We start from the raw sequence: 21,441 nt of genomic DNA, 5'->3' as shown, positions 1-21,441 counted from the left end.
ACCCGCTGACGGACGATCGCAGAGGGAGCCCTCGTCGTCTCATAGAGTTGGGACGAGACGACAAAGGAACGAGGAGGTGCCCGCGTGTCATTGGCGACCCAGCCGAACGCAAGCAGCGGCGCACCCGAGCTCATTGACCTTCCTGTCCCCGTCGCAGTGGGTTCCCCAGCGCCGGCACTCCCCGGATCGCCTGTACCGCCTGCTCACCGCATCTATTTCTACTCGCCCGACGAGTGGGAAGTCTTCATCACCGAGTGGGCAACCGGGGTCGCCATCTCATATCGACAGATCAAGCAGCTTGGAGGCTCCGGAGACCGGGGCGTCGATGTGGCCGCGTTCAAGACTGATCGTGGCCTAGAAGACGCATGGGACTGCTTCCAAGCCAAGCACTACGATGGATCGCTCACTCTGTCGGATGCGTTCCCCGAGATGTTGAAGATTTTCCACGGCGTCGTGGACGCCTTCTATAGCCTTCCGGACCGATATGTGTTCGTCGCACCGCGGGGTTGCGGCCCCACGCTCAATCGTCTACTGAGCAAGCCAACGGAGCTTCGAAGGAAGTTCCTCGAACTGCTCGATGCCGGGGGCACCGCTACGCGGCTGTACGACGAACAAGCGTTGCGATCCATCCGTGAACTCGCCGAGACCTCGGACTTCTCGGTCTTCCAGTCGCTCGAGCTCAACGAGATGCTCGACATACACCGCAAGACCCCGTACTACGCCGACAGATTCGGGACATCCCTACCTGAACGGCCACCTGTCGGACCCACGCCGGAGGCCCCTGCGCCGAACGAAGCGACCTACGTCAAGAAACTTGTGGATGTCTACCACGAGCAGGACCCCGCATCCTGCTCCGATACCGACTCGGTTGCCGCACATGCCACGTATGGTGCCCACCTACAGCGGCAACGGGAGGCGTTCTACTCCGCTGAGGCGTTGCGCCTGTATGCCAGGGACTCGGTGCCCGACGGCACGTTCGAATTGCTCCAAGACGACGTCTACACCGGCGTAGTGGATACGGCAGAAGCGCACCACTCCAGCGGCCTTGACCGACTCCGAGCTGTTCTCACACAGTCTGGTCAGCTCGACCTGGGCGCGCATCGGCTCATCTCGGTCTCGAAGCTCCAGGATCGTCAAGGCATCTGTCACCAGCTTGCCAACGCCGACCAACTGACGTGGGTGACCGATGATGCTTAGCCCGCTCAACAGTCCCCTCGAAGTGGGGATGCGCGTCTTAATGATTCTGGTCGAAGCTTTCCCCGCGCACCTTGATATCAACCGACTGGTGCTCCTCGACTACGGACTGCTGCACAGTGCGGACCTCGACGGCCCCGAGAGCCTCCATCCGCCGATCCCGGTACGAGTCGGTGAACTAGGGGTGAAGCGACAGCACATCGAAGACGGTCTCCACGTCATGATCCGGGCGGGACTCGCGGAGATGTCGGCTGAAGCCAGCGGTATCGAGTTCTGGGCCAACGAGAGTTCCGAGAGCTTTCTGAAGCTACTCGAGAGCGACTACGCGCATGCCCTGCATGACCGTGCACACTGGGTCGTTGAAGAACTGGGCAGCGTTGATGATGCACGCCTGCGAGAGCGCATGAGGGAAATCTCCTCGCACTGGTCCGAGGAGTTTGAGGTCACGCAGCACGAGATCGGGAACGGCATCTGATGGGACGACTCACACTTTCGCATCTGACGTTCACCGGCACGAATACGATCCCGGCCTCGGTCGACTTCAGCCCACACGTCACTGTCATCCACGGCCCGTCGGACACGGGCAAGTCGTTCATCGTCGACGCGATCGACTTCGTCCTCGGCGCCAAGGAACTCAAGGAGATCCCGGAGCGAGAGGGCTACAGCCGTGTCCTGCTGGGTCTTGAGCTCCCCACTGGTGAGCGAGTCACACTCGCACGATCGGTGGAAGGCGGCGGAATCTCCCTCTACCGAGCCGACATCCGCGTCGAGCCCTCGACTCCTCCGGACGAGACGCTCTCCGCAAAGCACAGCGCGGCGAACACCAAGAACGTTTCCAGGTTCCTTCTCGACCAAGTTGGCCTGGACGAGAAGCAGGTGAGGAAGAACGCGCGGAATGAGACTCACATGCTCAGTTTCCGCGATCTGACCCGCCTATGCCTCATCGGCGAGACGGAAATGCAGGCCGAAGAAGCACCCGGACTCAGCGGCAACCCGGTCAATAAAACCAAGGAGGTCTCGGTCCTCAAACTCCTACTCGCGGGTGAAGACGACTCCGCATTGACCGCGGTTCCCTCGGCGCAAGAGCAGAAACGGCTGCGCGGTGCTCGGCAGGAAGTTGTCGAGAGAATGCTCAGCCAACTTGAGTCGCAGCTCCAAGACGTCGCGGAGCCGGCAGAGCTCAAGACGCAGCTCGGCAAGCTCAACCGCACAATTGACAAGCACAGCACGATGATCGGGAGCCTCACAGAACAGCGCGGTCAACTGCTCCGCCAGCACAATGAGCTTCAATCCGCAGACAGCGCCCAGCGATCGGAATACTCGGATGCGGCGGCCCTCCGGCAGCGGTTCACTCTCCTGCAGAAGCAATATGAGAGTGACCTGGCACGCCTTGAGATGATCGCGGAGGCCGGAAACCTGCTCGGGTACTTCCGAAGCGGGACCTGTGTGTTCTGCGGTGCGGAACCGGCCAGTCAGCATCTCAATCTGGACTGTGAAGGCGACGTGACCAGCTTTGGCCTCTCAGTCGACTCTGAGACCCGGAAGACCCAGGGCCTTCTCGATGACCTCCGCGTGACGATGGAGAGCCTGGACGTGCGGGCCGAGGTCCTTCGCGCGTCGATCAGCTCAATCCACCGAGATGTATTGGCGCTCCAGAAGAGCATCGGGAAGGTCGACGCGGATATGGCCCCGGAGAAGGGGAATCTCCGTGATCTTCTTGCTAAGCGCAGCGAGATCGAAAAGCACCTGGGCCTCTACGAGCAAGTCAAGACCTTCGAGGATATGATCCGCCGGATCGCTGACGAGACTGAAGCGGAAGTGGCAACAGCGGTTGCGGGGCTGAGCCTCACCGCAGTGCGAGAGTTCTCGGCCGAGATCTCCAAGCGCCTCGCCGAGTGGGACTACCCGTCCGCAGCCTCCGTCCGCTACGACCGAAACGAACTCGACATCATCGCTGGCGACCAGCGGCGCTCAGCACACGGCAAGGGGGTGCGTGCGGTGCTGCATGCCGCTTTCACACTCGCCCTCGCCCAGTATTGCTTTGACCGGGACCTGCCTCACCCTGGATTCGTCATACTCGACTCGCCCCTCGTCACCTACCGACCGCCGGACCAATCCACAGAGACGGACGATGAGCCGCCAGAGGGCGTCGTCCGGGCGTTCTACCGCGACATCGAGGACAACTTTGACGGTCAGGTCATCGTCATGGAGAACACCGACCCTCTGGACCCGCTTGGGTCGGACGCGCTCGACATCCGCTTCACGAAGCGCGTCGACATCGGACGATATGGTTACATGCCCGCTGCGGGCGACGAACGGGCGGTCGATGCCTTGACGATAGAAGGCTAAGCCGAAGAGTCGGCGAGGTTCACCGCCTATCGTTCGCCTCCGTGGTTGTCGTCACAGGATGACATCAGCTCGTCGCCGGCGCGTGTGTGCAGTCCACTGCTCGTTGCGCGCCATCAGACAGATTGGGAGCGCACACGAACCGACGGTACGCGCTCGGCGTTACCCCAAGGCTCCGACGAAACTGGCGGGCCGCGAACTCGGCATCGACCCATCCCACCTGCGCTGCGATCTGCTTGACCGGTAGCTCAGTCGAGCGGAGCAGCTTCGCTATACGTTCGGTGCGCACCATCGTCAGATAAGCGATGGGTGCCTTCCCGAACGCCTCCACGAACACGCGCCTCAACTGTGACGGCGACAGATGCACTGCCTCCGCCAGTTCCTGCACAGTCCATCGGCGCGCCGGGTCATCTCGTATGAGCTGCGCAACGTGTCGGGCATCGATGCGAAGCGGTCTGAACTGCCGATGCCGCGGAGCAGAAGGTATTACCGCGCTGCCGCGACCGGCCTTCGTTGTGCCTGCTGTCGTTGTCACGAAAGGCACGATGACGTCGAGCACCGAGAAGAGCATCGCCTGCGCCCGGAGAAACCGCTCAGGACGCGGCCCATCCAGGCTGAGAGCAGCGAGCTCATCCAGCCAGGGCATCAGCATCTCGGCTCGGTCCTCGCCTATCCGAACGATCTGTGCAGGTGTCGAGTAATGGGCGTCGAAGAAGTCGCGAGCATTGTGCCGATCACAGAACTGCGCGGCGTACTGCCAGAACACCTGATCGATCACATAATCGCGGTCAAGGTAGATCGTGGTCGTAGAAACGCTTCCCTCGGGCTCCGCCCCGCACAGCGTCTGAGCGGCTAGAAGTACAACGTCACCGACCTTCACGTGTCGGGCGCCGAACTCGCTGAATAGCAGAGCGCTGCCTGAACGGACGACAATCAGCTTCACACAGTCGAACGCGATCGGATCAACGGGCCGATGGTGGGTTCGCGTCGAGGTCGTCAGAGCAGAGAATTGCCGTGTGGTGACTGGTCGCTGTCGCGGTCCTCGCCGTCCTGACGCAGAGGCCGTCTGGGGTCGGTCGTGTGGATTGCTACGCAGCACCGTGCTCGTAGAGGGCGATCCCTGCTGCCACCGAGACGTTGAGAGACTCCACGCCCGGCGTCATTGGGATCGAGTAGCGATGGTTCGCCAAGTCGTTGAGTCCCTGAGAAACGCCGTTGCGTTCGCTTCCCAGGACGATGGCGATGCGATCGGTGACCGAGCGGATGGTGCGTAACGGGCTCTCGGCGTCTGCTGACAGGGTTGCGATGCTGATTCGTTCGTGTTGCAGAAACTGCGCGCATTCCGTTCGCGATGTAAGAACGATGGGGAGCGAGAAAACGAGCCCTCGACTGGCGCGGATCAATCTGCGGTCGAACGTGGTGCGCAGGCCGCTGTCGAGCAGGATGATGCCCGCGGCACCCAGTCCGCATGCCGTGCGAGTGATTGCGCCGATGTTGCCGACGAGTCGCACACCGTCGAGTACGACAAGGTCTCCGCGTGTTCCGCGAAGATCATCGAGCACCGGTGTTCGCGGCGCGCGTGCGAGGGCGAACGCTCGAGCGTGCTTCTGACCGCCGAAGAGCTCGCTCGCGACCCGATCGTCAAGGAGGTGATGGGGAACGTCATCGCTGACGTGTTGTGGATTGCTCTGACCTGATGCGATCGAGCGGGTGGTGCTGTAGAGGCTGTCGAGTTGAATGCCGGACGCGATTGCCTGTTCGATGTTCTCCGCATCATCGATCAGGATGATCTTGGGTCTGCTGGACCGGTTGCGCAGTACGTCGGCGATGCGCCTGGCGACAGGATGGCGCACGCTGTCGATCGCCTGCGCCTCGCTGTACGCGGGCGCTTCGCTCGTGACCGTTGATGCCGCCATACGCACCAGCGTGTGGCCTCACGCGACGTGAGGGTCAAGAAGCAGGTGCCGGGATCACTCCCACACTGCGTGGTCAGGATCGATGCCCTGGCTGCGGGCATTCGCGTTGATGACCTCGGCAAGCCACTCCGCGAGGCCGGGTTCCAAGCCGGCGAAGAATGCCGAGAACCGCTTGTCCCCGACGTAGAGCTGGCCGAGACAGACCTGCATCGAGTGGGTGCACTCGAACAACTGGCTGACCATCGTGCGGTGCTGTTCCGCCAACAGGTTCGCGGACTCCGTGCCCGGCGCGACACCGGCGCGCTTCGCCTCCGCCATCTCGGCATAGAGCGCTTCTCCGTGCTCCTGCATCCGCTTACGATCAGCTTCCGAGAAGGTCATCGCGTTCTGCTCGAACTGTGACCACTCGTCGGACTCTCCCCACCGATCGCGTGCCTCGTCCGCCCAGTCCTCACGCCATCCACGCCCGAAGATCTCGGCCTGCTGCTGCGCCGTCAGTCGCAGGCCCGATTCCTGCGAGTGGAGCACCTGGTCGATCGCATCCGCCATCTGTTGCAACCGTCCGATGCGGTCTTCGAGAAGTCCTCGCTGCTGGCGGAGCTGCGCGGCCGCATTGACGGCCGGGTCGTCCAGGATCGCCGCGATACGGGTAAGACTGAACCCGAGCTCCTGATACACCAGCACCCGGTGAATGCGTGCCACGTCCCGTGCAGAGTATGCACGGTATCCGCTCGTCGTGCGAGACTGCGGACGCACAAGCCCGACATCATCCCAGTGATGCAAGGTCCGAACGCTGACCCCGACCAGCGATGCGACCTCGCCCACGGTCAGTTGCTCATCGGGCAAGAGCGGGAGCTCGCCATCAGAGGGGGACCGCAGCCACGGAGTCATCGAAACGGGTGTATTGACATCCATGACGGCTCCCTTCCGTTGCGTTTGGTGATGCTCGACATCCATTTTCTCATCTGCGCATCAGGCATCGGGGTTTGTTCGGCGTCCACGAGGTCGAATCCTGCCTCCCAGCGCGACTATCGCATTGCGTACAGTCTTCTCATTCGCATCGAGCCGAGTAGCGACCTCCTGCAAGGTGAGCCCTTCGTTGTAGAAGGCGAGCGCGCGGACACGAGCAGTGTCGCTCAGGCCGGAGGCTCTCAGCGCCCCACCCGCCATGCGAACAAGCTTGGGGGTGCTTCCTCGATGCACTCCGTGCTTCGCCGCGATGGTCCTGACCGACATCCCCGACTCGTAGTCCGCGACCAACTCCGTGCGCCGCGCAGGAGTCATTCGTGTTTGAGACTTCGCCGGATTTTTCGCGACCGCGCCTCGCGTATCGCGTCTCTGAGTGGCCCGAGCGCGCGGTCCGCGCCCCTCGGAGCCCCTAAGAACACGGGAAATCAGGGTTCTCAGCGCCGGGCGCTTGTTTGAGAATCGCTTGGGAAGGTCCACTTTGAGAGACCTAAACACCGTTGTTCAAACTCACCGTCGGTACACGCTCGGCGATACCCCGAGAGCCCGTCGGAACTGCCGTGCCGCGAAGTCGGCATCCGCCCAGCCCGCTTCTGCTGCTATCAGCTTGATCGGCAGGTCAGTCGAGCGGAGCAGATGGGCCATCCGCTCGGTGCGCACCATCGTCAGATACGCGATAGGTGCCTTCCCGAATGCCTCCACGAACACACGCCTCAGCTGTGACGGTGACAAATGCGCCGCCTCCGCCAGTTCCTGCACAGTCCATTGGCGTGACAGGTCATCTCGTATGATCTGCGCAACGTGGCGGGCTTCGATGCGAAGCGGCCTGAACTGCCGATGCCGCGGAGCAGATGGCACTCCAGCGCTGGCGCGACCGGCGCTCGCAGTACGCGCAGTGATCGTCATGAATGGCACGACGACGTCGAGCACCGAGAAGAGCAGCGCCTGCGCCCGGAGGAAGCGTTCAGGATTCGGTCCATTCAGGCTGAGTGCGGCGAGCTCATCCAACCACGGCATGAGAAGGCCGGCCCGGTCCTCGCCGATCCGAACGATCTGGGCGGGTGTCGAGTAGTGGGTATCGAAGAAGTCGCGCGCGTTGTGGCGGTCACAGAACTGCGCGGCGTATTGCCAGAACACCTGATCGATCAGGTAGTCACGATCGAGGTAGATCGTGGTGGTCGTGATGCTGCCCTCCGGTTCGGAACCGCACAGCGTCTGCGCGGCGAGGAGAACGACGTCGCCGACATTCACATGCCTGGTGCCGAACTCGCTGAACAGCAGCGCACTGCCTGAACGGACGACGATCAGTTTCACGCAGTCAAACGCGACGGGATCAACGGGAAGGTGGTGCGAGCGAGTCCGAGCTGCCAAAGGCGAGAAGACTGCCGCATGACTCCTCAGCACCTGCGGTCCAGGTGTGAAGTCCGTTCGCGAGTGATGAAGATGCGAACGGCGGCCGGGATCAGTGGTGTCTCTGGTCCTGGTCCTTGCGTGTCCATGAGCGCATCTCGAAGCGTGAAGGTCTACGCAGCTGAACTCTCTGCAGCTCGCGTCCAAATGGACGAAGCAACGACTGCGATCAAGGGTGCACCGATTACGATGAGCGCGACTGGGATCCAAGGCAGGGTGAGTTCCCATACGCCACGGTCGATCAGGTTCGTGCTTACGGTGTTCAGCGAGATCGTGATGCCGAGTGCCACACCTGCAAGACCACCGATCACGCTGCCGAGTAGTCCGACGGTGAGTGTGGCCGCTGTTCTGATGCGCCTGCGCGTGTGGTTCGACGCGCCAACGTCGTGGAGGACGCGAAGGTCGCGGCGCATGTCGGTGAGTGCGAGACGAGCGGTGCCCACCGCGGCTGTGATCGAGATGAGCGCGGCGATCACCGTGACGATGGAAAGAGTGGTCGCAAGTCCTGGGTTCGAGTAGTCCCGTGCGGCGGTGACTTGATGGATACCAAGAAGCAGGAGGCGATCTCGAAGCTCGTCAAGCTCGGTTTGAGCGAGAGGGACTTCCGTTGTCGCGATCATCCCGACGTGCTCAACGACAGGATCGAAGTCCGCCAACGGAGCTTGCTCGAGTATCTGCGGCGGGATGAACGCCTGCCATTGCTGTGATCCCCAGTCCACCACGACGGCATCCGCGATCAAGGTGTCGAGGATGACCGGGTCGGGCGGGTTCTCGAAGAAGCGTTCGCCTCGATCCTCCGCCTGTTCCAGCCGTTGTTCCCATGCGGCTTCTGCGGTCGCGTCTTCCTCATAGATCCCCAAATGTGCTGAGCCGTCTGACCATTGGTCGATCGTTCGAGTGAGCACGATCTGTCCTGATCGGAGCGCTTCTGCGGCTTGTTCATATCCGGGGAGACCGAGTGCGGTCACGAGAGTGCCGTCATCGACCACGACGTTCGTTCGCTCTGTCGAGCGCCACATCGGCTGCCGGTTGATATCCGTGGCGGCCTTGTCGATCTGGCAGTTGTAGCCATTTACATCGGCGCCCTGTTCGTACTTGTCCGGGTCAGCAATGGCCTCGTTGTACTCCTCGGAGAAGTCGGCCCAGGCCGGGCACGCCGTAGCAGGGTCGATAGTGAAGCGGGCGAATCGTTCCCCAGTGAGGCTCAGCATGTTCACGTCAACGAGCTCGGTCCCCGATACGAACTGATTGATGGTGCTCTTGATGCTGTTGCGCTGCTCCGAGCTCGAAGAAGATGCGGCTCCCGCGTCTTGCTCGCTCGTTGATTGCTCGAAGGGGTTCTCGCTGCCAGAAGACTCGGTGTAGAAGCCGTCGTAGATCATGATGGTTCCCTCGTTCGCGCGAGGATGCCACTCTGCGGCCACCGTCGCGTACTGGGTCGCCGTTACGACAAGGATTGCCACGGCGACCGCGATCGCCGCCGCAGTGCCGGTGGCTGAGGGGATCGTCCGGTCTGAGCGCCGCACCGCATCACGAATCGCTACCCGCTCGGCTGTCGGCAACCTGTGCGCGAACCTTCCCAGAAGCGGCAGGATCGGACGGATCATGAGGATGAGCACGACCGTCAAGAAGGGACCAGTGAGGATATACCAGGCGCGCACCCCGCTGGCGAAGCCCAGCACAAAAGTAACTAGTGCGAGCAGCACGAGGACAGCGATCAGCACCCAGCGGACGCGTGGCATGCTTCCGGGCTCGTCGCCCGTGTCCCTCAAAGAAGCGATCGGATCGGCCTTCGCTGCGCGTCTGGCCGGCGCCCAAGCGGCAACGAAGGCGACGACGACGCCGAAGACGGCGATGAGTACGAGATCGAGCGCAGGAACGATCAGGTTGGGGTATGCGATGCTTCCAGTGAGGCTGGTGACCAAGACGATCAGCGAGGCAACGATCACACCGAGCAACACTCCGGCTATCGACGCGAGCGACGCAACGAGTACGGCGCTGCGCATCATCACCCCGCGGATGTCTCGCCCGGTGGCGCCCTGGGCGACGAGCAGCCCGTAATCTCGGCGCGACTGACGGGCTCCGATAGCGAAGACCGGACCGATCAGAAGTGCCATGATCGTGCCACCGATAACTGCCGACAGGGTGACTGCGAGAGCGACGCCGAGCATCATTTCGGCTTCGTGTGCTTTACCGTCGCGGTAGATCGGCACATCCACCGCTTCAGGAGTGTCCATGACAACGGAGCGGCTGATCGCCACGAATCCAGCATCGTTGAGGGTGAGCACGTCTGCCCACGGCACATCAGGGCCAGTCAGGAACCAGACCGTGGATGCGCCATCCAAGTAGGTGTCACCCACGGCCAGAAGGGTGCCATCAGCCAAAGCAATATCGGGGCCGAGCGCATTGTTCTCGTGAATGCCGACGAGAGTGAGTGTTGTCAGTTGCTCTGCGGTATCAGTGCCGCCCTCGAAGGTGTCGCCCACTGAAAGGCCCAACCGTTCCGCAACCGTGCGGCTCACCGAAGCCTCACCGGAGGCCACCGGCACTTCCCCCTGCCAGACATCAATCAGGCTGCGCAACGTCGCGTCCGTGAAGTCGGCCTCCACTGCGGCAAGGCCGTCCGTCAGCGCGTCGCCTGAACGGAGCGCGAGGAGCCCGGTCAGCGTCTCGTGAAGCTCACTGTGAGCCGGGAGTATCGAGCGGAGCGTGCTCTCCACCTGTTCCAGCGGTGCGTCGCGCCCGCCTCCACTGCCAACGTCAGCGCGCGGCGTCTGCTGGAAGACTGCGTCCCCGAACCATTGCACGCGCGCTTGCGCGGTCGCCCCCAATGTCAGCCGGGAGTAGGTCTCATCTGAGGTTTGCGCAGAGCGAAGAAGAACGTCCATGCTGGTACCCGCCCCAACGGTCACCAGGATCACGAGCGCAGCCAGTAGGTAGCGAGTCAGATTGCGGCGCACATCCCTCATCGCGAGGCGACTGAGTAGCGCTTGCCGCCGCCGAGCGCTGGGCCGTCGTGGTGTTCCCTTGGTCATGATGCCGTACCGGGTGAATGCCCAGACCCAGGAGCGATGAGCGACTCCACCTCGCTGAGCGGCTCGGTCCCCGCCACGATCCGACCGTCCCTGAGGAACACCGTTCGATCCGCCCACGCCGCATAGCGAGGGTCGTGAGTAACGAGAATGCCACCGCAATCCGGGCCGATCTGCGCCCGAAGTAAAGCGATCACCTCTTCGCCCAGCGCGGAATCCAGCGCTCCCGTCGGCTCATCAGCGAGGATCAGCGAGCGAGACCCCACCACCGATCTTGCGATTGCGACTCGCTGCCGTTGCCCACCCGAAAGCCGATCAGGAAACTCATCACCGCGGTCCAGCAGCCCCAAGCGCGCAAGCATGATGGAAGCCTGTTCCGCTGCCTCGCTCGCGGGAGTTCCGTCAAGCTCCAGCGGCAAGGCGACGTTCTCCTTGGCCGTAAGGGAGGACACCAGGTTGTAGTCCTGGAACACGAACCCGATCGACTGGCGGCGCAGTCTCGCACGCTCGACGCTCGAAGCATTCGAGATGTCCACCCCCGCAACGAGCACCCGCCCCGAAGTAGGCGAGTCAAGGGCACCCGCGAGGTTCAGCAGCGTGCTCTTGCCCGATCCGCTCGGACCCATCACCGCGACCAACTCGCCATAATCGACACGGAAACTCACGTCCCGCAGCGCATGCACGAGTGTGTCACCCGACGTATGCGTGCGCGTTACCTCAGAGAACTCGATCAACGCGGCGCTCACCGGCTGACCCCTTCCTGGGTCTCATGATGCGCGTGCTCGGGGGCGCTTACCGGCCAAGACTTCTCGGCGGACACTTCGCGAACGATCGTGGCTTCAACGTGATCGAGCCAACGAATCTCTGCCTCGGTTTGGAAGATGAGAGAGTCAAGCAGAAGCTGCCAGGCCAAATCCTGCGCAGCAGCTTGCTTCGCTTGCGCCTTGAGGCGCGTGTACTGGTGCAACATCCGCATCGACTCCGTGCGCTGCCGCTGCACCACAAGGCTCACATCCACACCAGGAGCCGCCACAGCAAGCGTCAGCTTGATCGCCAGTTCATCCCGCGTGGGGCGAGAACGTTCAACCGGGGAATCCCACCACTCGCGCACCGCAGCGCGCCCGTCTCGGGTCAGCTCGTAGAGCTCCGAATCACCACCGGCGAGCGGTCCTACCAGACCGTCACGCTCAAGCCGCTGCAACGTCGTGTATGCCTGCCCGATGTTCAAAGGCCAGGTCGATCCAGTGCGGGACTCGAACGCTGTCTTCAGTTGGTTCCCATTCATCGGACTCTCGGACAGCAGTACCAAGAACGCCTTCGGTATCGACATGACACACCCCTTACTCAGTAAGCCAGCCACCAACTTACCGAGTAAGGGTTGTCCAGTCAAGCGCGTCACAGAGGCACCAGAGAGCACACTTCTCGACCACGCTCAATCGCTGTACGTCACGCCTTCACTCCCGCGCGACGCCCACGAGGTCGAATCGCGCCGCCGAGTCCGACTATCGCGGCACGCACGGTTTTCTCATCCGCGTTGACGCAGGCGGCCACCTCCTGCAAAGTGAAGCCCTCGTCGTAGAGAGCAAGCGCGCGGGTGCGGCCAGTTGAGCTGAGGCCACACGACCTCAGTGTTCCACCGCTCGCGACAACCAACTTCGGAATGCTTCCCCGACGCACGTGGTGGTTCACTGCAATGTCCTTGACCGACATCCCCGCCTCGTAGTCCGCAACCCGGGCTCCGGCGTGGTCGCTGACACCTGTCCGGCGGCAAGTACGAGCACCTCGCCGCGAGACAGCGCCAGCTCTTCGCGCGCTGTCGTCAACCGCGCACAGCTGTTCATCACGTGGATGATCTTCATCCCAGCGTGCGCGACAGGCCCTGTCGAGGCGCATGCAATGGTTTCGATGGCCGCGAGCGGCCCCGTCAAGTGGGCGAGACCGAGGAGACTGTCAGTCATCATCCATCACCGTTCGCGGGGTTGCTCGTGCTGCCCGGTGCCTCACGTGTCGCGTCTGTTGGCAATGCTGATCGACGGGATCAGAAATGCGAGAGTCCAGGCGAGCAGCACAAGCCAGGACACGAGCGCCGGTGGTGCGGTATCGGGGATGCTGGCGAACCAGAGGGTGTATGAGGCGATGTCGGGGAGGAAGTACCAGTTCTGGCTTTGCAGCAGGGGGCTGAGGATGAGCAGGTAGACGAGCAGGATCGCCGCCGCCGGAATTGCCCTCCGGATGAGGAATCCAAGGGCCGAGCTGAGGACAGCCATGAGGGTGAGGTAGCCGGCTGCGCTTGTGATGATTCGCGCGGCCAAGCCGAGGTCGGCTTCGGTAACGGAAGCACCTGTGGTGAGAAGGATGGTGGTGATGCTCGCGCCGACGACGAGGAAGCCCGCGACGAACGCGAACGGGACGAGCGCGACGGTCGCTGCGAGCCTCCAGGCGATCCGGTCGGGAATGGCGACGAGGGTGGTACGGATCTGTCCGCCGATGTATTCGGAGGTGCTGGCGATGACGCCGAGGAGAAAGAAGCCGCACTGCGTCCAGGTGACGGCGGTGACGCCGTAGTCGAGGATGTTCACCGTCTGGCCGGGGCCAAGGTTCGCGCTGGTGCCGAACGCGATCGACAGGACGATGGTGAGCGCGAGCGTTCCGCCGAGGAGGAGCCAGGTCGCGGGCAGCGACCATAGTTTGGATGCTTCGGTGCGGACTGCGTCCGCGAATGCTCTCCCGCGGGTACGTGTGGCAGTGGTCGTGGTCATGCGTCTCTCCGGGTGAATACGGCCCCGGCGGCGAGGAGGAGGGCTGCGACCCAGGCGGTCATGACGAGTCCGCCGGTGAGCGGGTCGATGTTGACGCTGGTTTGGATGGTGGTGAACATGCGCATACCGGCGAGGTCGGGAAGGTAGTTCGCGGCGGGGATGCTCTGTGCAAGCAGGTAGGTGACGGTGACTGCCGAGGAGTTCGCGACGAGAACAGCCATTGGGATGATGCCGTTGCGGGTAAGGACGGTGAGTCCGAAACCGAGCAGCGCCATCAGGACCCAGTAGATGACTGCGCCGCCTGCGCGGGCGAAGGTGTCACCGCTTAGCGGAGGCGCGTCTGGGCCGAGCAACAGGTGCACGGTCGCGAAGACCAGGGTGATCGCGACGACGGCGAGGATCGCGGTGGCGATGATGACCGCGGTGATCTTCGCGAGCAGCAGGAGAACACGGGAAGGAGTCGCGATGAGGGTGGTGGTGACCTGCCGGCTACCGGCGGATTCTTCGCCCTCGGCGGTGTATTCGCTGCCGATCGCAGCGGTGCCGAGGATGATCGCGCCGAGCACTCCGATGGCAAGTTCGGAGAAGCCGGTGTCCGCGCTTGGAGTGGTGGTCAGGCTGGTGATGACGGCGATCCCGGTAGGAACGACGATGCCGGCAGCGAGGGCCAACCAGACGAACGGCAGCGTGGCGAGCTTGGACAGCTCCGCGCGCAGCGCCCTCATCGCATGCCCCGGTCGCCAGTCAGGGCGAAGAACGCGTCCTCGAGATTCTTGTGGTCACCGGTTACCTCGGCCAAGGTGCCGTCGGCGACGATGCGGCCGCCGACGATGACCACGACGTCATCGACGGTCTCAGCCAGTTCGCCCATGAGATGCGAGGACAGCAGCACGGTTCGGCCAGCCTCTGCTTGCTCTCGCAGGAACAGTCGTATCCATCGGATGCCCTCGGGGTCCAGGCCGTTCACGGGCTCGTCCAGCACGAGTGCCTGCGGGTCGGCCAGCAGCGCGGCGGCAAGCCCCAGGCGTCGACCCATACCCAGCGAGTACGTGGACACCCGCTTGTTCCCCGCGTCCGCGATCCCCACCAGTTCCAGCACCTCCTCAACCCGGGCGTTGCTCACGCCTGCGGAGCGGGCAACCCAGCGCAGATGCGCGCGACCGGTGCGTGAACGGTGCGCCCCGGACCCGTCCAGGACCGCGCCGATACTGCGCAGCGGGTCACGCAACGACGCGAACCGCCGCCCGTCCACGAGCGCCTGCCCGGACGTGGGCCGGTCCAGACCCAGCAAAATGCGTAGCGTCGAGGACTTCCCCGCCCCGTTGGGTCCGAGGAACCCAGTCACCCGGCCGGGGCGAGCGTGGAAGGTGATGTCGGTGAGGATGTCGCGGGAACCGCGGCGCTTGGTCACGTGCTCGAAGGTCAACATGACTCCCATGCCAGCAGGCGGCGAGAGGCAGCACACCACAGCCAGGGGTGGTCTTTCCCGCCTTTCTCACACCACGGGGTGAGGACATCCCCGCCCCCGATTTCTAAGATTGAGGAGTATGGAGCACAGTGACAGGCCATCGCGGAGGTCGCGCGCATGGTTGATCGCGGTCGCCGTGTTCGTGCTGCTCCTCCTCGCACTCCTCGCGCTGGAGCCGACTGCCCCCTATCTGATCGTCGCGATCTCACTCATCCTCGCGGCTGCAATCGGGGTCACCATGTGGGCGTTGTTACGCTCCCGCGCCGAACGTCGCGCCTACGAGGCACAGCTGACCGAATGGGCCGCAGAGAAAGCCGTGCAGGCCGAGCGGCTGCGGATCGCCCGCGATCTGCACGACCTCGCCTCCCACGGGCTCGGGCTGATGACGGTACGGGCTGCCACGGCGAACCTCACCGACGAGCACGACGAGGCCGAACGTCGTCAAGCCTTCACCGACATCGAACGAATCGGACGCGAGACCACGACAGAACTACGGAACATGCTCACCGTGCTCCGCACCGCCAGCGACAGCCCGGCCCCCCTCCACCCGGCGCACTCTCTCACGGACCTTCCGCGCATCATCGAGACAGCACAGAGCGTCGGACTCACCGTCACACTGAAACAAGGCGACCTCGGGGACGTTTCCCCCGGCGTACAACTCACCATCTGCTCCGTCGTCCGAGAAGCACTCGCCAACACCCTGCGGCACGCCGGGCACACACGCAGCGACATCTTGATTCACCGCGATGACTCCGGTATCACCGTCGATGTTCGCGACGCAGGACCCGTAGCCGGATGGTCGGCCGAGAATGGAACAGGCAACGGGCTCCGCGGGTTGCGCGAGCGCGTCGCCGTGCACGGCGGCACCCTGACCACCGGACCCACCGGGAGAGGCTTCCGTCTCCTTGCCCACATACCCGACGAGGTTGTATGAGCACGCGCCCCATGCAGATCCGGTTGCTGCTGGTCGATGACCAGGCTCTGCTCCGGCACAGCCTCCGCATCGCCATCGATCGTGAACCCGACCTCAGCGTGGTGGGTGAAGCAGGCACGGGGGCAGAGGCGGTCACCGCAGCTCGTGAGCTGCGCCCCGACCTCGTCCTCATGGACATCCGCATGCCTGAACTCGACGGCATCGAAGCGACCAGGCAGATCACCCACGCACCGAGCCTCACGGACACCCGGGTGCTCGTGCTCAGCATGTTCGACCTCGATGAATACGTCTACGGGGCGCTCCGCGCCGGGGCCAGCGGCTTCATCCTCAAAGACGCACGCCCCGACCAACTCATCGACGCGATCCGCCGCGTTCACCACGGCGAATCACTGTTCGCCCCCACGATCCTCACAACCCTGATCGAGCACTACCTCGACCACCGCCCAACCGACACGCCCATGGGTCTCGCTCAGCTCACCCCGCGTGAGACAGATGTCCTGACGCTCGTCGCCCGCGGGCGCTCCAACGACGACATCGCCGTCGAGTTGACCGTCTCCCACAACACGGTCAAGACCCACATCAGCAGCCTGCTCGCTAAACTCGCCGCCCGCGATCGCGCCCAACTCGTCATCGCCGCATACGAACACGGCCTGATAGCACCTCGTCCGGTTCGACCGCCACTATCGACAGGAACCGCACCACGATGGAGCACCAAACCATGAGCAGCATCACCCGCGTGCCGAGCCGCCACCGCCGCACTCGAGGCGCGGCCCGCCTCCTCGCCATGAGCGTCGCGGTCATGATGGCAGGGAGCGTCGTCGGATGCGCGGGCGTCTCAGAGCCGACCGTGGTCGACGGTCCAGGGCAGGAGTGGTCGGTCGGCGTCAGCGACCCCAGATTCGCAGGTGACGAGCGATGCGACGGCGACCCGAGCGTCGACACGGCGGTGATGACGGCGGACCTCCCTGCTTCCGGGTACGGGCTCACCTTGCGTGCGGACTCAACCGAGGACGATGCGCAGCGCATTGCCGGATGCCTCCGCGACGCGCTCACCAGCGGAACCATCACGATCAGCCGCCCAAGTAGTGAATAGGCGGCACCTCCACTCACCAACTGTGGATACGTCCGCTCTTGCGGGCTGTTCCTACTCGACCGCGCGACAACAGCATCTCCGAGTTTCACGTGCGAGTATCGGACTCGCTGAACGGGAGAGAGCTGCCTGAACGAACGACGATCAGCTTCACGCAGTCGAACGCGACGGGATCAACCGGGATGTGATGAGAGCGAGCCCGAGTGACGAGCGGTGAGAAGCTCGCCCCGCCATTCCTCAGCATCTGCTTCCCAGAGGTGAGGTCTGTTCGGGCGCCGGCCGCTGACGCCATCCTCAGCCATTGGTGTCACGTCTGCGGAAGATGAGCCAGGACGCGACCCCGAACAGCACGGTCCACGTCGCCATGACGAATCCGCCTGGTATTGGGTCGAGAAGTCCGATTCCCGGATAGCTCGTCAAGAGTTGGATTCCAGCGAGGTCCGGCAGGAACTTCAGGGCCGGGATGACTCCCAGCAGGGAGATGGTGAGTCCGAGCACCAACGGGACGAGTACGACGAGGGTCACGATGAATGTGCGGGCGAGGATGGTGACGGCGGCGGCGATTAGTCCTATCAGCGTGTAGTTCACGGCGACGCCGACGAGGTTCCACTCGATAGCCGCGGTGAACTCTCCGAGGGAGAGCCCATGTTCGCCGAGTACGGCATGTTTGAGGAGGACAGCCGTGCCAGTGGCAATGATGCCGACGAGCAGGGCGAGCAAGGCGATCACGATGAACTTCGCCGCGAGCACACGCCCTCGCTTGGGTATGGCGCTGAGGGTGGTGCGGAGCTGGCCGTCGAGGTATTCGGTGCCGGCGATGAGCGCTGCGAGCAGACAGGACGGACGTAGGCAAGTTCGTCTAGGGGAGTGCTCACCTGTGCGGGGCTTGACTCCGCCCTTACGTCATGGTTCTGACTTGATGTATGAAGCTCATTCCCTTGGCGTACCTGGCGTCCTAACTGCTGTCCTTGCTTGGCAACTCGATCGCTGGGGTTGCTCTGCCGTTGATCGTGTTGCAGGTCACTGGCAGCGCCCTGGGCGCTGGTGCGGTTGCCGCAGCCACCGCGATCCCGGCGGTGCTTGCTGGTCTGCTGATGGGGGTGGTGATCGACAGGATCAACCGCCGCACATCGTCGGTCGTGACCGATCTCGTCTCGGCGGCAGCGGTCGCAGCTCTCCCGTTGATCGACATGATCTCGGGGCTGAGCTTGGGGTGGTTCATTCTGTTCGGCGTCATTGGTTCGCTGGGTGACGTGCCTGGAATGACAGCGAGGGATGCTCTGTTGCCGGCGATCGTGCGTCACGGTGGGATCGCTGCGGAACGGCTCATGGGCATCCGTGAGGCGTTGGGCGCAGTCGCGCTGCTGCTCGGCCCGGCGATGGCAGGTGCGCTAATGGTGCTTTTCGACGGGTCTACGGTGTTGTGGATCACCGCGGCAACCTCATTGGCTGCCGCACTACTCACCCTGTTCATCCCGCACCGCGTTGGGGTGATCGTGATTGCGGTCGGCGCGGCGGCGACAACGACGGGGAATGGGTGGTCACAGCTGCGTGACGGGTGGCGGGTGCTGTTCCGAAGCCCATTCCTGCTGGTCACGACGACGCTCAGTCTTGTGTCGGTGATCGTGCTCGCCTCGTTGCAAGGGCTGATTCTGCCGGTCTACTTCACGCTGCTCGAGCAGTCAGGAATGCTCGGGTTCGTTCTCACCGCCCTCGCTGGTGGGATGCTCGTCGGCGGAACGGTCTACGCGGTTGCTGGGACGAGGGGACGCCGGCGAGTGTGGTTCCTGGCCGGGCTGATCGGCAGCACCCTCGGGTTTGGGATCATCGCCTCCCTGTCCTCGGTGTGGGTGGTGTTTGCCGGGGCGTTCGTTGTCGGGCTGTCCAGCGGACTGTTCGGCAGCCTGGTCGGGGTGCTGATGATCGAGCGAATCCCCGAGCAGATGCGGGGACGGATCATGGGAACACAGAACGCGATCATGACCGCCGCCCCGCCGGTCGGAATCGTCGCCGCTGCGGTACTGACCGAGTACGTCGGGGTGAATGTCGCAGCGGTGCTTCTCGCCTCGCTATGGCTGATCGCCCTCGTCCTCGGCCTGTCAGCACGGTCCTTGCGTAGTCTGGAACCCCAGAGCGAACAGGCAGTGAGAGGCGAGAAGGCGGAGGCCGACGGTGCATAGCAGTGAACTGGCGCGACTCTCCGGAGTGACCGTCCGCGCGCTGCGTCACTACCATCACGTCGGTGTTCTCGCGGAGCCCGAGCGTCGCAGCAACGGCTACCGAGAGTACAACGTCCATGATCTGATCCGTGTCCTGCGGATCAAACGCCTCGCTTCCCTCGGCATCCCGCTAGAGAGAATGCCTGACCTTCTCGACGACACCGACGACGATGCCCAAGGGTTGCTGGATGAGCTGGACGAGGAACTGGTTAGGCAGATCGGCCACCTCACCAAACAACGAGACCTGATCGCGCGACTCCGCGATCACAACGCCGCCCCAGACCTTCCACCCGAGCTGGCCCCATTCCTCGCCCTGTTCGCAGCCACGGGACTGTCGCCGGAAATGATGAAGATCGACCGGGATCAGTCCGTGCTCCTGGCCCACCTTGTCGGCGAGGACGGAATGCCGCACCTTGCCAACTTCTACCAGCGACTCAGCGCGCCAGGGCTGGCGCCGGAGGTGACCCGCATCTCCGAACGCTTCGCCCGGCTCGGCCCCGACAGCACCGAGCAGGACGTCGCCGATCTGGTCGAGGACTTCATGACTACCTTTAGCATCGCGATCGACGATTTCGCCGCGGCAGAACCGCCGATCGACCTCAGCGGAACAGCCGACCTCGTCTCCGAATACACCAGCGCCTTGTTCAACGAACAGCAAAGTCGAACCCTCAAAGAACTCGAGGGTCGACTCGGCGAATCCAAGATGTAATGCCAATTCCAACGCCGCGGGGGAGCACCACGGGGTGAGAGTCGTTCGTAGAGTTGACAGATGATCCTCACCAACGTTGTTGCCGAGAGCATCGCTCGTGGTGAGATCACGGTCGTCTTCCGTCGGTGGGAGACCCCGCGCGTCTCGGCGGGGCACCGGTTCCACTCGGTCGCCGGGATCATGGTCGTCGACGAAATACAGGAAACCGACGCGGCGTCAATCACCCCAGCAGACGCGGAGCACGCCGGATTCAGCACGGCCGCCGAGATCATCGCAAGTCTGCGCGGAGACCCAGCCCATCCAGTCTTCCGAATCCAACTGTCATGGGGAGGAGCGGACCCACGCATCGAACTCGCCGCCACCACCGAGTTAGCCGCCGATGAGCGCGCAGCAATCACTCGCGCGTTGGACAGACTTGACGCTCGCAGCAGCCACGGTCCCTGGACAAGAGAAGTTCTCCGGCTGATCCGACAGCAGCCGGGCACGCGCGCGGCGGAACTAGCGAGGATTCTCGATCGCGACAAGGACGCAGTGAAGATCGACATCCGCAAACTCAAGAACCTCGGCCTCACCCGCAGCCTGACCACTGGCTACGAGATCTCAGACCGAGGCAATGTCTACCTCGCCCCCGCCTGATCTGAGTCGGCGATCGCCGGCCTGAGACCTGCACCAATGATCAACCCCGTCAACAACCCCCTCGGCGGCTACAATGAAGTCACCCAGCCGAGGTGTACTTTCCATTCCTTGCTGATGGGAACTGAAGTGCTACGCGGGCGAGGTCACGTCGCTGTTTCGGAAGCACCAGACTCGCGGCAGCGACGGGGTAGACCAGGTGACTTGTTCCGCCTCCCGTAGCACGAGAGCGCTGGCTAGCGACGGGTGAATCCCTCGTCATGCCAGTACGCGGCCTGCGCTGCGGTGCGTCGCAGGATCGCGTCGGCTGAGTACGGTGCTGGCCAGAGCATCAGCTCGTAGGCGTCGGGTGCGGGGTGATCTGCAGTGTTGTCCTGAGCGTGGCCGGCGTCCAGCCCCTTGGCGTTCCATCGCACGCGATAGCTGGGGGCGGGTAGGTCGAAGCGCACCACCGGATCGTCTGCCCACCCGGCGAATGCGGCTTCGCCGGCGGGGACGATGCTCGCCTCGACCACTTCCTCCCACTCGCTGAGGTCGGGCGCCTCGTCCCACAGGCTGACTCGCACAGGGACATCGCCGGTGTGCGTTCCTGTGATGAGAAACAGCGCCCCGGCGACTGCCGCCCCACACAGCCCGTTCTCCTGACCGACGAACGCGACATCAGGGATCGGCGCTTCGACCGTCCCCGTCGTCAAGGTCATCTGCGCATACGACGTGAATACCAGATCGTCAAAGAGCACACCCATACGCTCATCTTCTACGACA

General features: G+C 63.4%; 22 protein-coding genes. 9 read left to right on the top strand and 13 right to left on the bottom strand.

The genetic code is table 11. The annotated features are described in order from the left end of the window. The first annotated feature begins 84 nt into the window (after positions 1–84). From F6B43_RS03540 to F6B43_RS03530, 3 genes are read left to right on the top strand one after another with little or no spacing between them, the layout of a single operon-like run. Positions 85–1,197: an ABC-three component system protein gene (locus F6B43_RS03540; RefSeq protein WP_150447501.1), complete on the top strand. Its 1,113-nt coding sequence runs from the start codon at positions 85–87 to the stop codon at positions 1,195–1,197. Then, on the top strand, positions 1,187–1,669 hold the full coding sequence (locus F6B43_RS03535) for an ABC-three component system middle component 2 (RefSeq protein WP_343030072.1): 483 nt from the start codon (positions 1,187–1,189) through the stop codon (positions 1,667–1,669). The genes F6B43_RS03540 and F6B43_RS03535 overlap by 11 nt, the downstream gene beginning before the upstream one ends. After that, positions 1,669–3,543: an AAA family ATPase gene (locus F6B43_RS03530; RefSeq protein ID WP_150447499.1), complete on the top strand. Its 1,875-nt coding sequence runs from the start codon at positions 1,669–1,671 to the stop codon at positions 3,541–3,543. Before F6B43_RS03535 ends, F6B43_RS03530 begins: the two co-directional genes overlap by 1 nt. 64 nt (positions 3,544–3,607) lie before the next feature. Here F6B43_RS03530 and F6B43_RS03525 read toward each other — a convergent pair whose 3' ends face one another. The 11 genes from F6B43_RS03525 to F6B43_RS03475 all read right to left on the bottom strand — a co-directional run bounded on the left by F6B43_RS03525 (position 3,608) and on the right by F6B43_RS03475 (position 15,052). Next, the gene (locus tag F6B43_RS03525; RefSeq protein WP_211368015.1) at positions 3,608–4,483 is read right to left on the bottom strand and encodes an AraC family transcriptional regulator; all 876 of its coding nucleotides are present in this window, start codon (positions 4,481–4,483) and stop codon (positions 3,608–3,610) included. A 145-nt stretch (positions 4,484–4,628) separates the two neighbouring features. Then, positions 4,629–5,456 carry a TrmH family RNA methyltransferase gene (locus F6B43_RS03520; RefSeq protein WP_150447498.1) on the bottom strand — a complete coding sequence of 276 codons (828 nt, stop codon included), beginning with the start codon at positions 5,454–5,456 and terminating at the stop codon, positions 4,629–4,631. A gap of 54 nt (positions 5,457–5,510) precedes the next feature. Then, complete coding sequence (locus F6B43_RS03515; RefSeq protein ID WP_150448404.1) at positions 5,511–6,347, bottom strand: MerR family transcriptional regulator; 837 nt, start codon at positions 6,345–6,347, stop codon at positions 5,511–5,513. A gap of 585 nt (positions 6,348–6,932) precedes the next feature. Then, positions 6,933–7,736: a helix-turn-helix domain-containing protein gene (locus F6B43_RS03510; protein ID WP_246159775.1), complete on the bottom strand. Its 804-nt coding sequence runs from the start codon at positions 7,734–7,736 to the stop codon at positions 6,933–6,935. A 209-nt stretch (positions 7,737–7,945) separates the two neighbouring features. Beyond that, on the bottom strand, positions 7,946–10,720 hold the full coding sequence (locus F6B43_RS03505; protein ID WP_170285548.1) for an ABC transporter permease: 2,775 nt from the start codon (positions 10,718–10,720) through the stop codon (positions 7,946–7,948). A 143-nt stretch (positions 10,721–10,863) separates the two neighbouring features. Next, positions 10,864–11,610, bottom strand: a complete 747-nt coding sequence (locus F6B43_RS03500) for an ABC transporter ATP-binding protein (protein ID WP_211368012.1) — start codon at positions 11,608–11,610, stop codon at positions 10,864–10,866. Next, the gene (locus tag F6B43_RS03495; RefSeq protein ID WP_150447495.1) at positions 11,607–12,194 is read right to left on the bottom strand and encodes a PadR family transcriptional regulator; all 588 of its coding nucleotides are present in this window, start codon (positions 12,192–12,194) and stop codon (positions 11,607–11,609) included. The genes F6B43_RS03500 and F6B43_RS03495 overlap by 4 nt, the downstream gene beginning before the upstream one ends. A gap of 116 nt (positions 12,195–12,310) precedes the next feature. Further along, a complete protein-coding gene (locus tag F6B43_RS03490; protein WP_150447494.1) occupies positions 12,311–12,574 on the bottom strand; it encodes a hypothetical protein in 264 nt (87 codons plus the stop codon). Between the two features lie 290 nt (positions 12,575–12,864). Beyond that, the gene (locus F6B43_RS03485) at positions 12,865–13,623 is read right to left on the bottom strand and encodes a hypothetical protein (protein ID WP_150447493.1); all 759 of its coding nucleotides are present in this window, start codon (positions 13,621–13,623) and stop codon (positions 12,865–12,867) included. Further along, on the bottom strand, positions 13,620–14,348 hold the full coding sequence (locus F6B43_RS03480; RefSeq protein WP_150447492.1) for an ABC transporter permease: 729 nt from the start codon (positions 14,346–14,348) through the stop codon (positions 13,620–13,622). The genes F6B43_RS03485 and F6B43_RS03480 overlap by 4 nt, the downstream gene beginning before the upstream one ends. Further along, positions 14,345–15,052 (bottom strand): ATP-binding cassette domain-containing protein, encoded by a 708-nt coding sequence (locus tag F6B43_RS03475; protein ID WP_150447491.1) that lies wholly within the window; start codon positions 15,050–15,052, stop codon positions 14,345–14,347. Before F6B43_RS03475 ends, F6B43_RS03480 begins: the two co-directional genes overlap by 4 nt. Positions 15,053–15,170: 118 nt before the next feature. Here F6B43_RS03475 and F6B43_RS03470 point away from each other — a divergent pair, with 118 nt between their 5' ends. From F6B43_RS03470 to F6B43_RS03460, 3 genes are read left to right on the top strand one after another with little or no spacing between them, the layout of a single operon-like run. Further along, positions 15,171–16,025, top strand: a complete 855-nt coding sequence (locus F6B43_RS03470) for a sensor histidine kinase (RefSeq protein WP_150447490.1) — start codon at positions 15,171–15,173, stop codon at positions 16,023–16,025. After that, positions 16,022–16,747 carry a response regulator gene (locus F6B43_RS03465; RefSeq protein WP_246159774.1) on the top strand — a complete coding sequence of 242 codons (726 nt, stop codon included), beginning with the start codon at positions 16,022–16,024 and terminating at the stop codon, positions 16,745–16,747. Before F6B43_RS03470 ends, F6B43_RS03465 begins: the two co-directional genes overlap by 4 nt. Beyond that, complete coding sequence (locus tag F6B43_RS03460) at positions 16,744–17,118, top strand: hypothetical protein (RefSeq protein ID WP_150447489.1); 375 nt, start codon at positions 16,744–16,746, stop codon at positions 17,116–17,118. The genes F6B43_RS03465 and F6B43_RS03460 overlap by 4 nt, the downstream gene beginning before the upstream one ends. 291 nt (positions 17,119–17,409) lie before the next feature. Here F6B43_RS03460 and F6B43_RS03455 read toward each other — a convergent pair whose 3' ends face one another. After that, complete coding sequence (locus F6B43_RS03455) at positions 17,410–17,865, bottom strand: hypothetical protein (protein WP_150447488.1); 456 nt, start codon at positions 17,863–17,865, stop codon at positions 17,410–17,412. A 218-nt stretch (positions 17,866–18,083) separates the two neighbouring features. Between F6B43_RS03455 and F6B43_RS03450 the strand changes: the two genes are divergently transcribed. From F6B43_RS03450 to F6B43_RS03440, 3 genes are read left to right on the top strand one after another with little or no spacing between them, the layout of a single operon-like run. Continuing rightward, positions 18,084–19,295: an MFS transporter gene (locus tag F6B43_RS03450; RefSeq protein WP_170285547.1), complete on the top strand. Its 1,212-nt coding sequence runs from the start codon at positions 18,084–18,086 to the stop codon at positions 19,293–19,295. After that, entirely contained in the window at positions 19,288–20,043 is a 756-nt protein-coding gene (locus tag F6B43_RS03445) for a MerR family transcriptional regulator (protein WP_150447487.1), read from the top strand. The genes F6B43_RS03450 and F6B43_RS03445 overlap by 8 nt, the downstream gene beginning before the upstream one ends. 60 nt (positions 20,044–20,103) lie before the next feature. Beyond that, complete coding sequence (locus F6B43_RS03440) at positions 20,104–20,679, top strand: hypothetical protein (RefSeq protein WP_150447486.1); 576 nt, start codon at positions 20,104–20,106, stop codon at positions 20,677–20,679. A gap of 233 nt (positions 20,680–20,912) precedes the next feature. On the opposite strand, the gene F6B43_RS03435 is transcribed toward F6B43_RS03440, so the two are convergent. Next, entirely contained in the window at positions 20,913–21,377 is a 465-nt protein-coding gene (locus F6B43_RS03435; protein WP_170285545.1) for a hypothetical protein, read from the bottom strand. Between the last annotated feature and the right edge of the window lie 64 nt (positions 21,378–21,441).

The sequence above is a fragment of the Microbacterium rhizomatis genome (genome assembly GCF_008710745.1).
Lineage (GTDB): Bacteria > Actinomycetota > Actinomycetes > Actinomycetales > Microbacteriaceae > Microbacterium > Microbacterium rhizomatis.
This window is presented reverse-complemented; position numbering and strand designations above follow the sequence as displayed.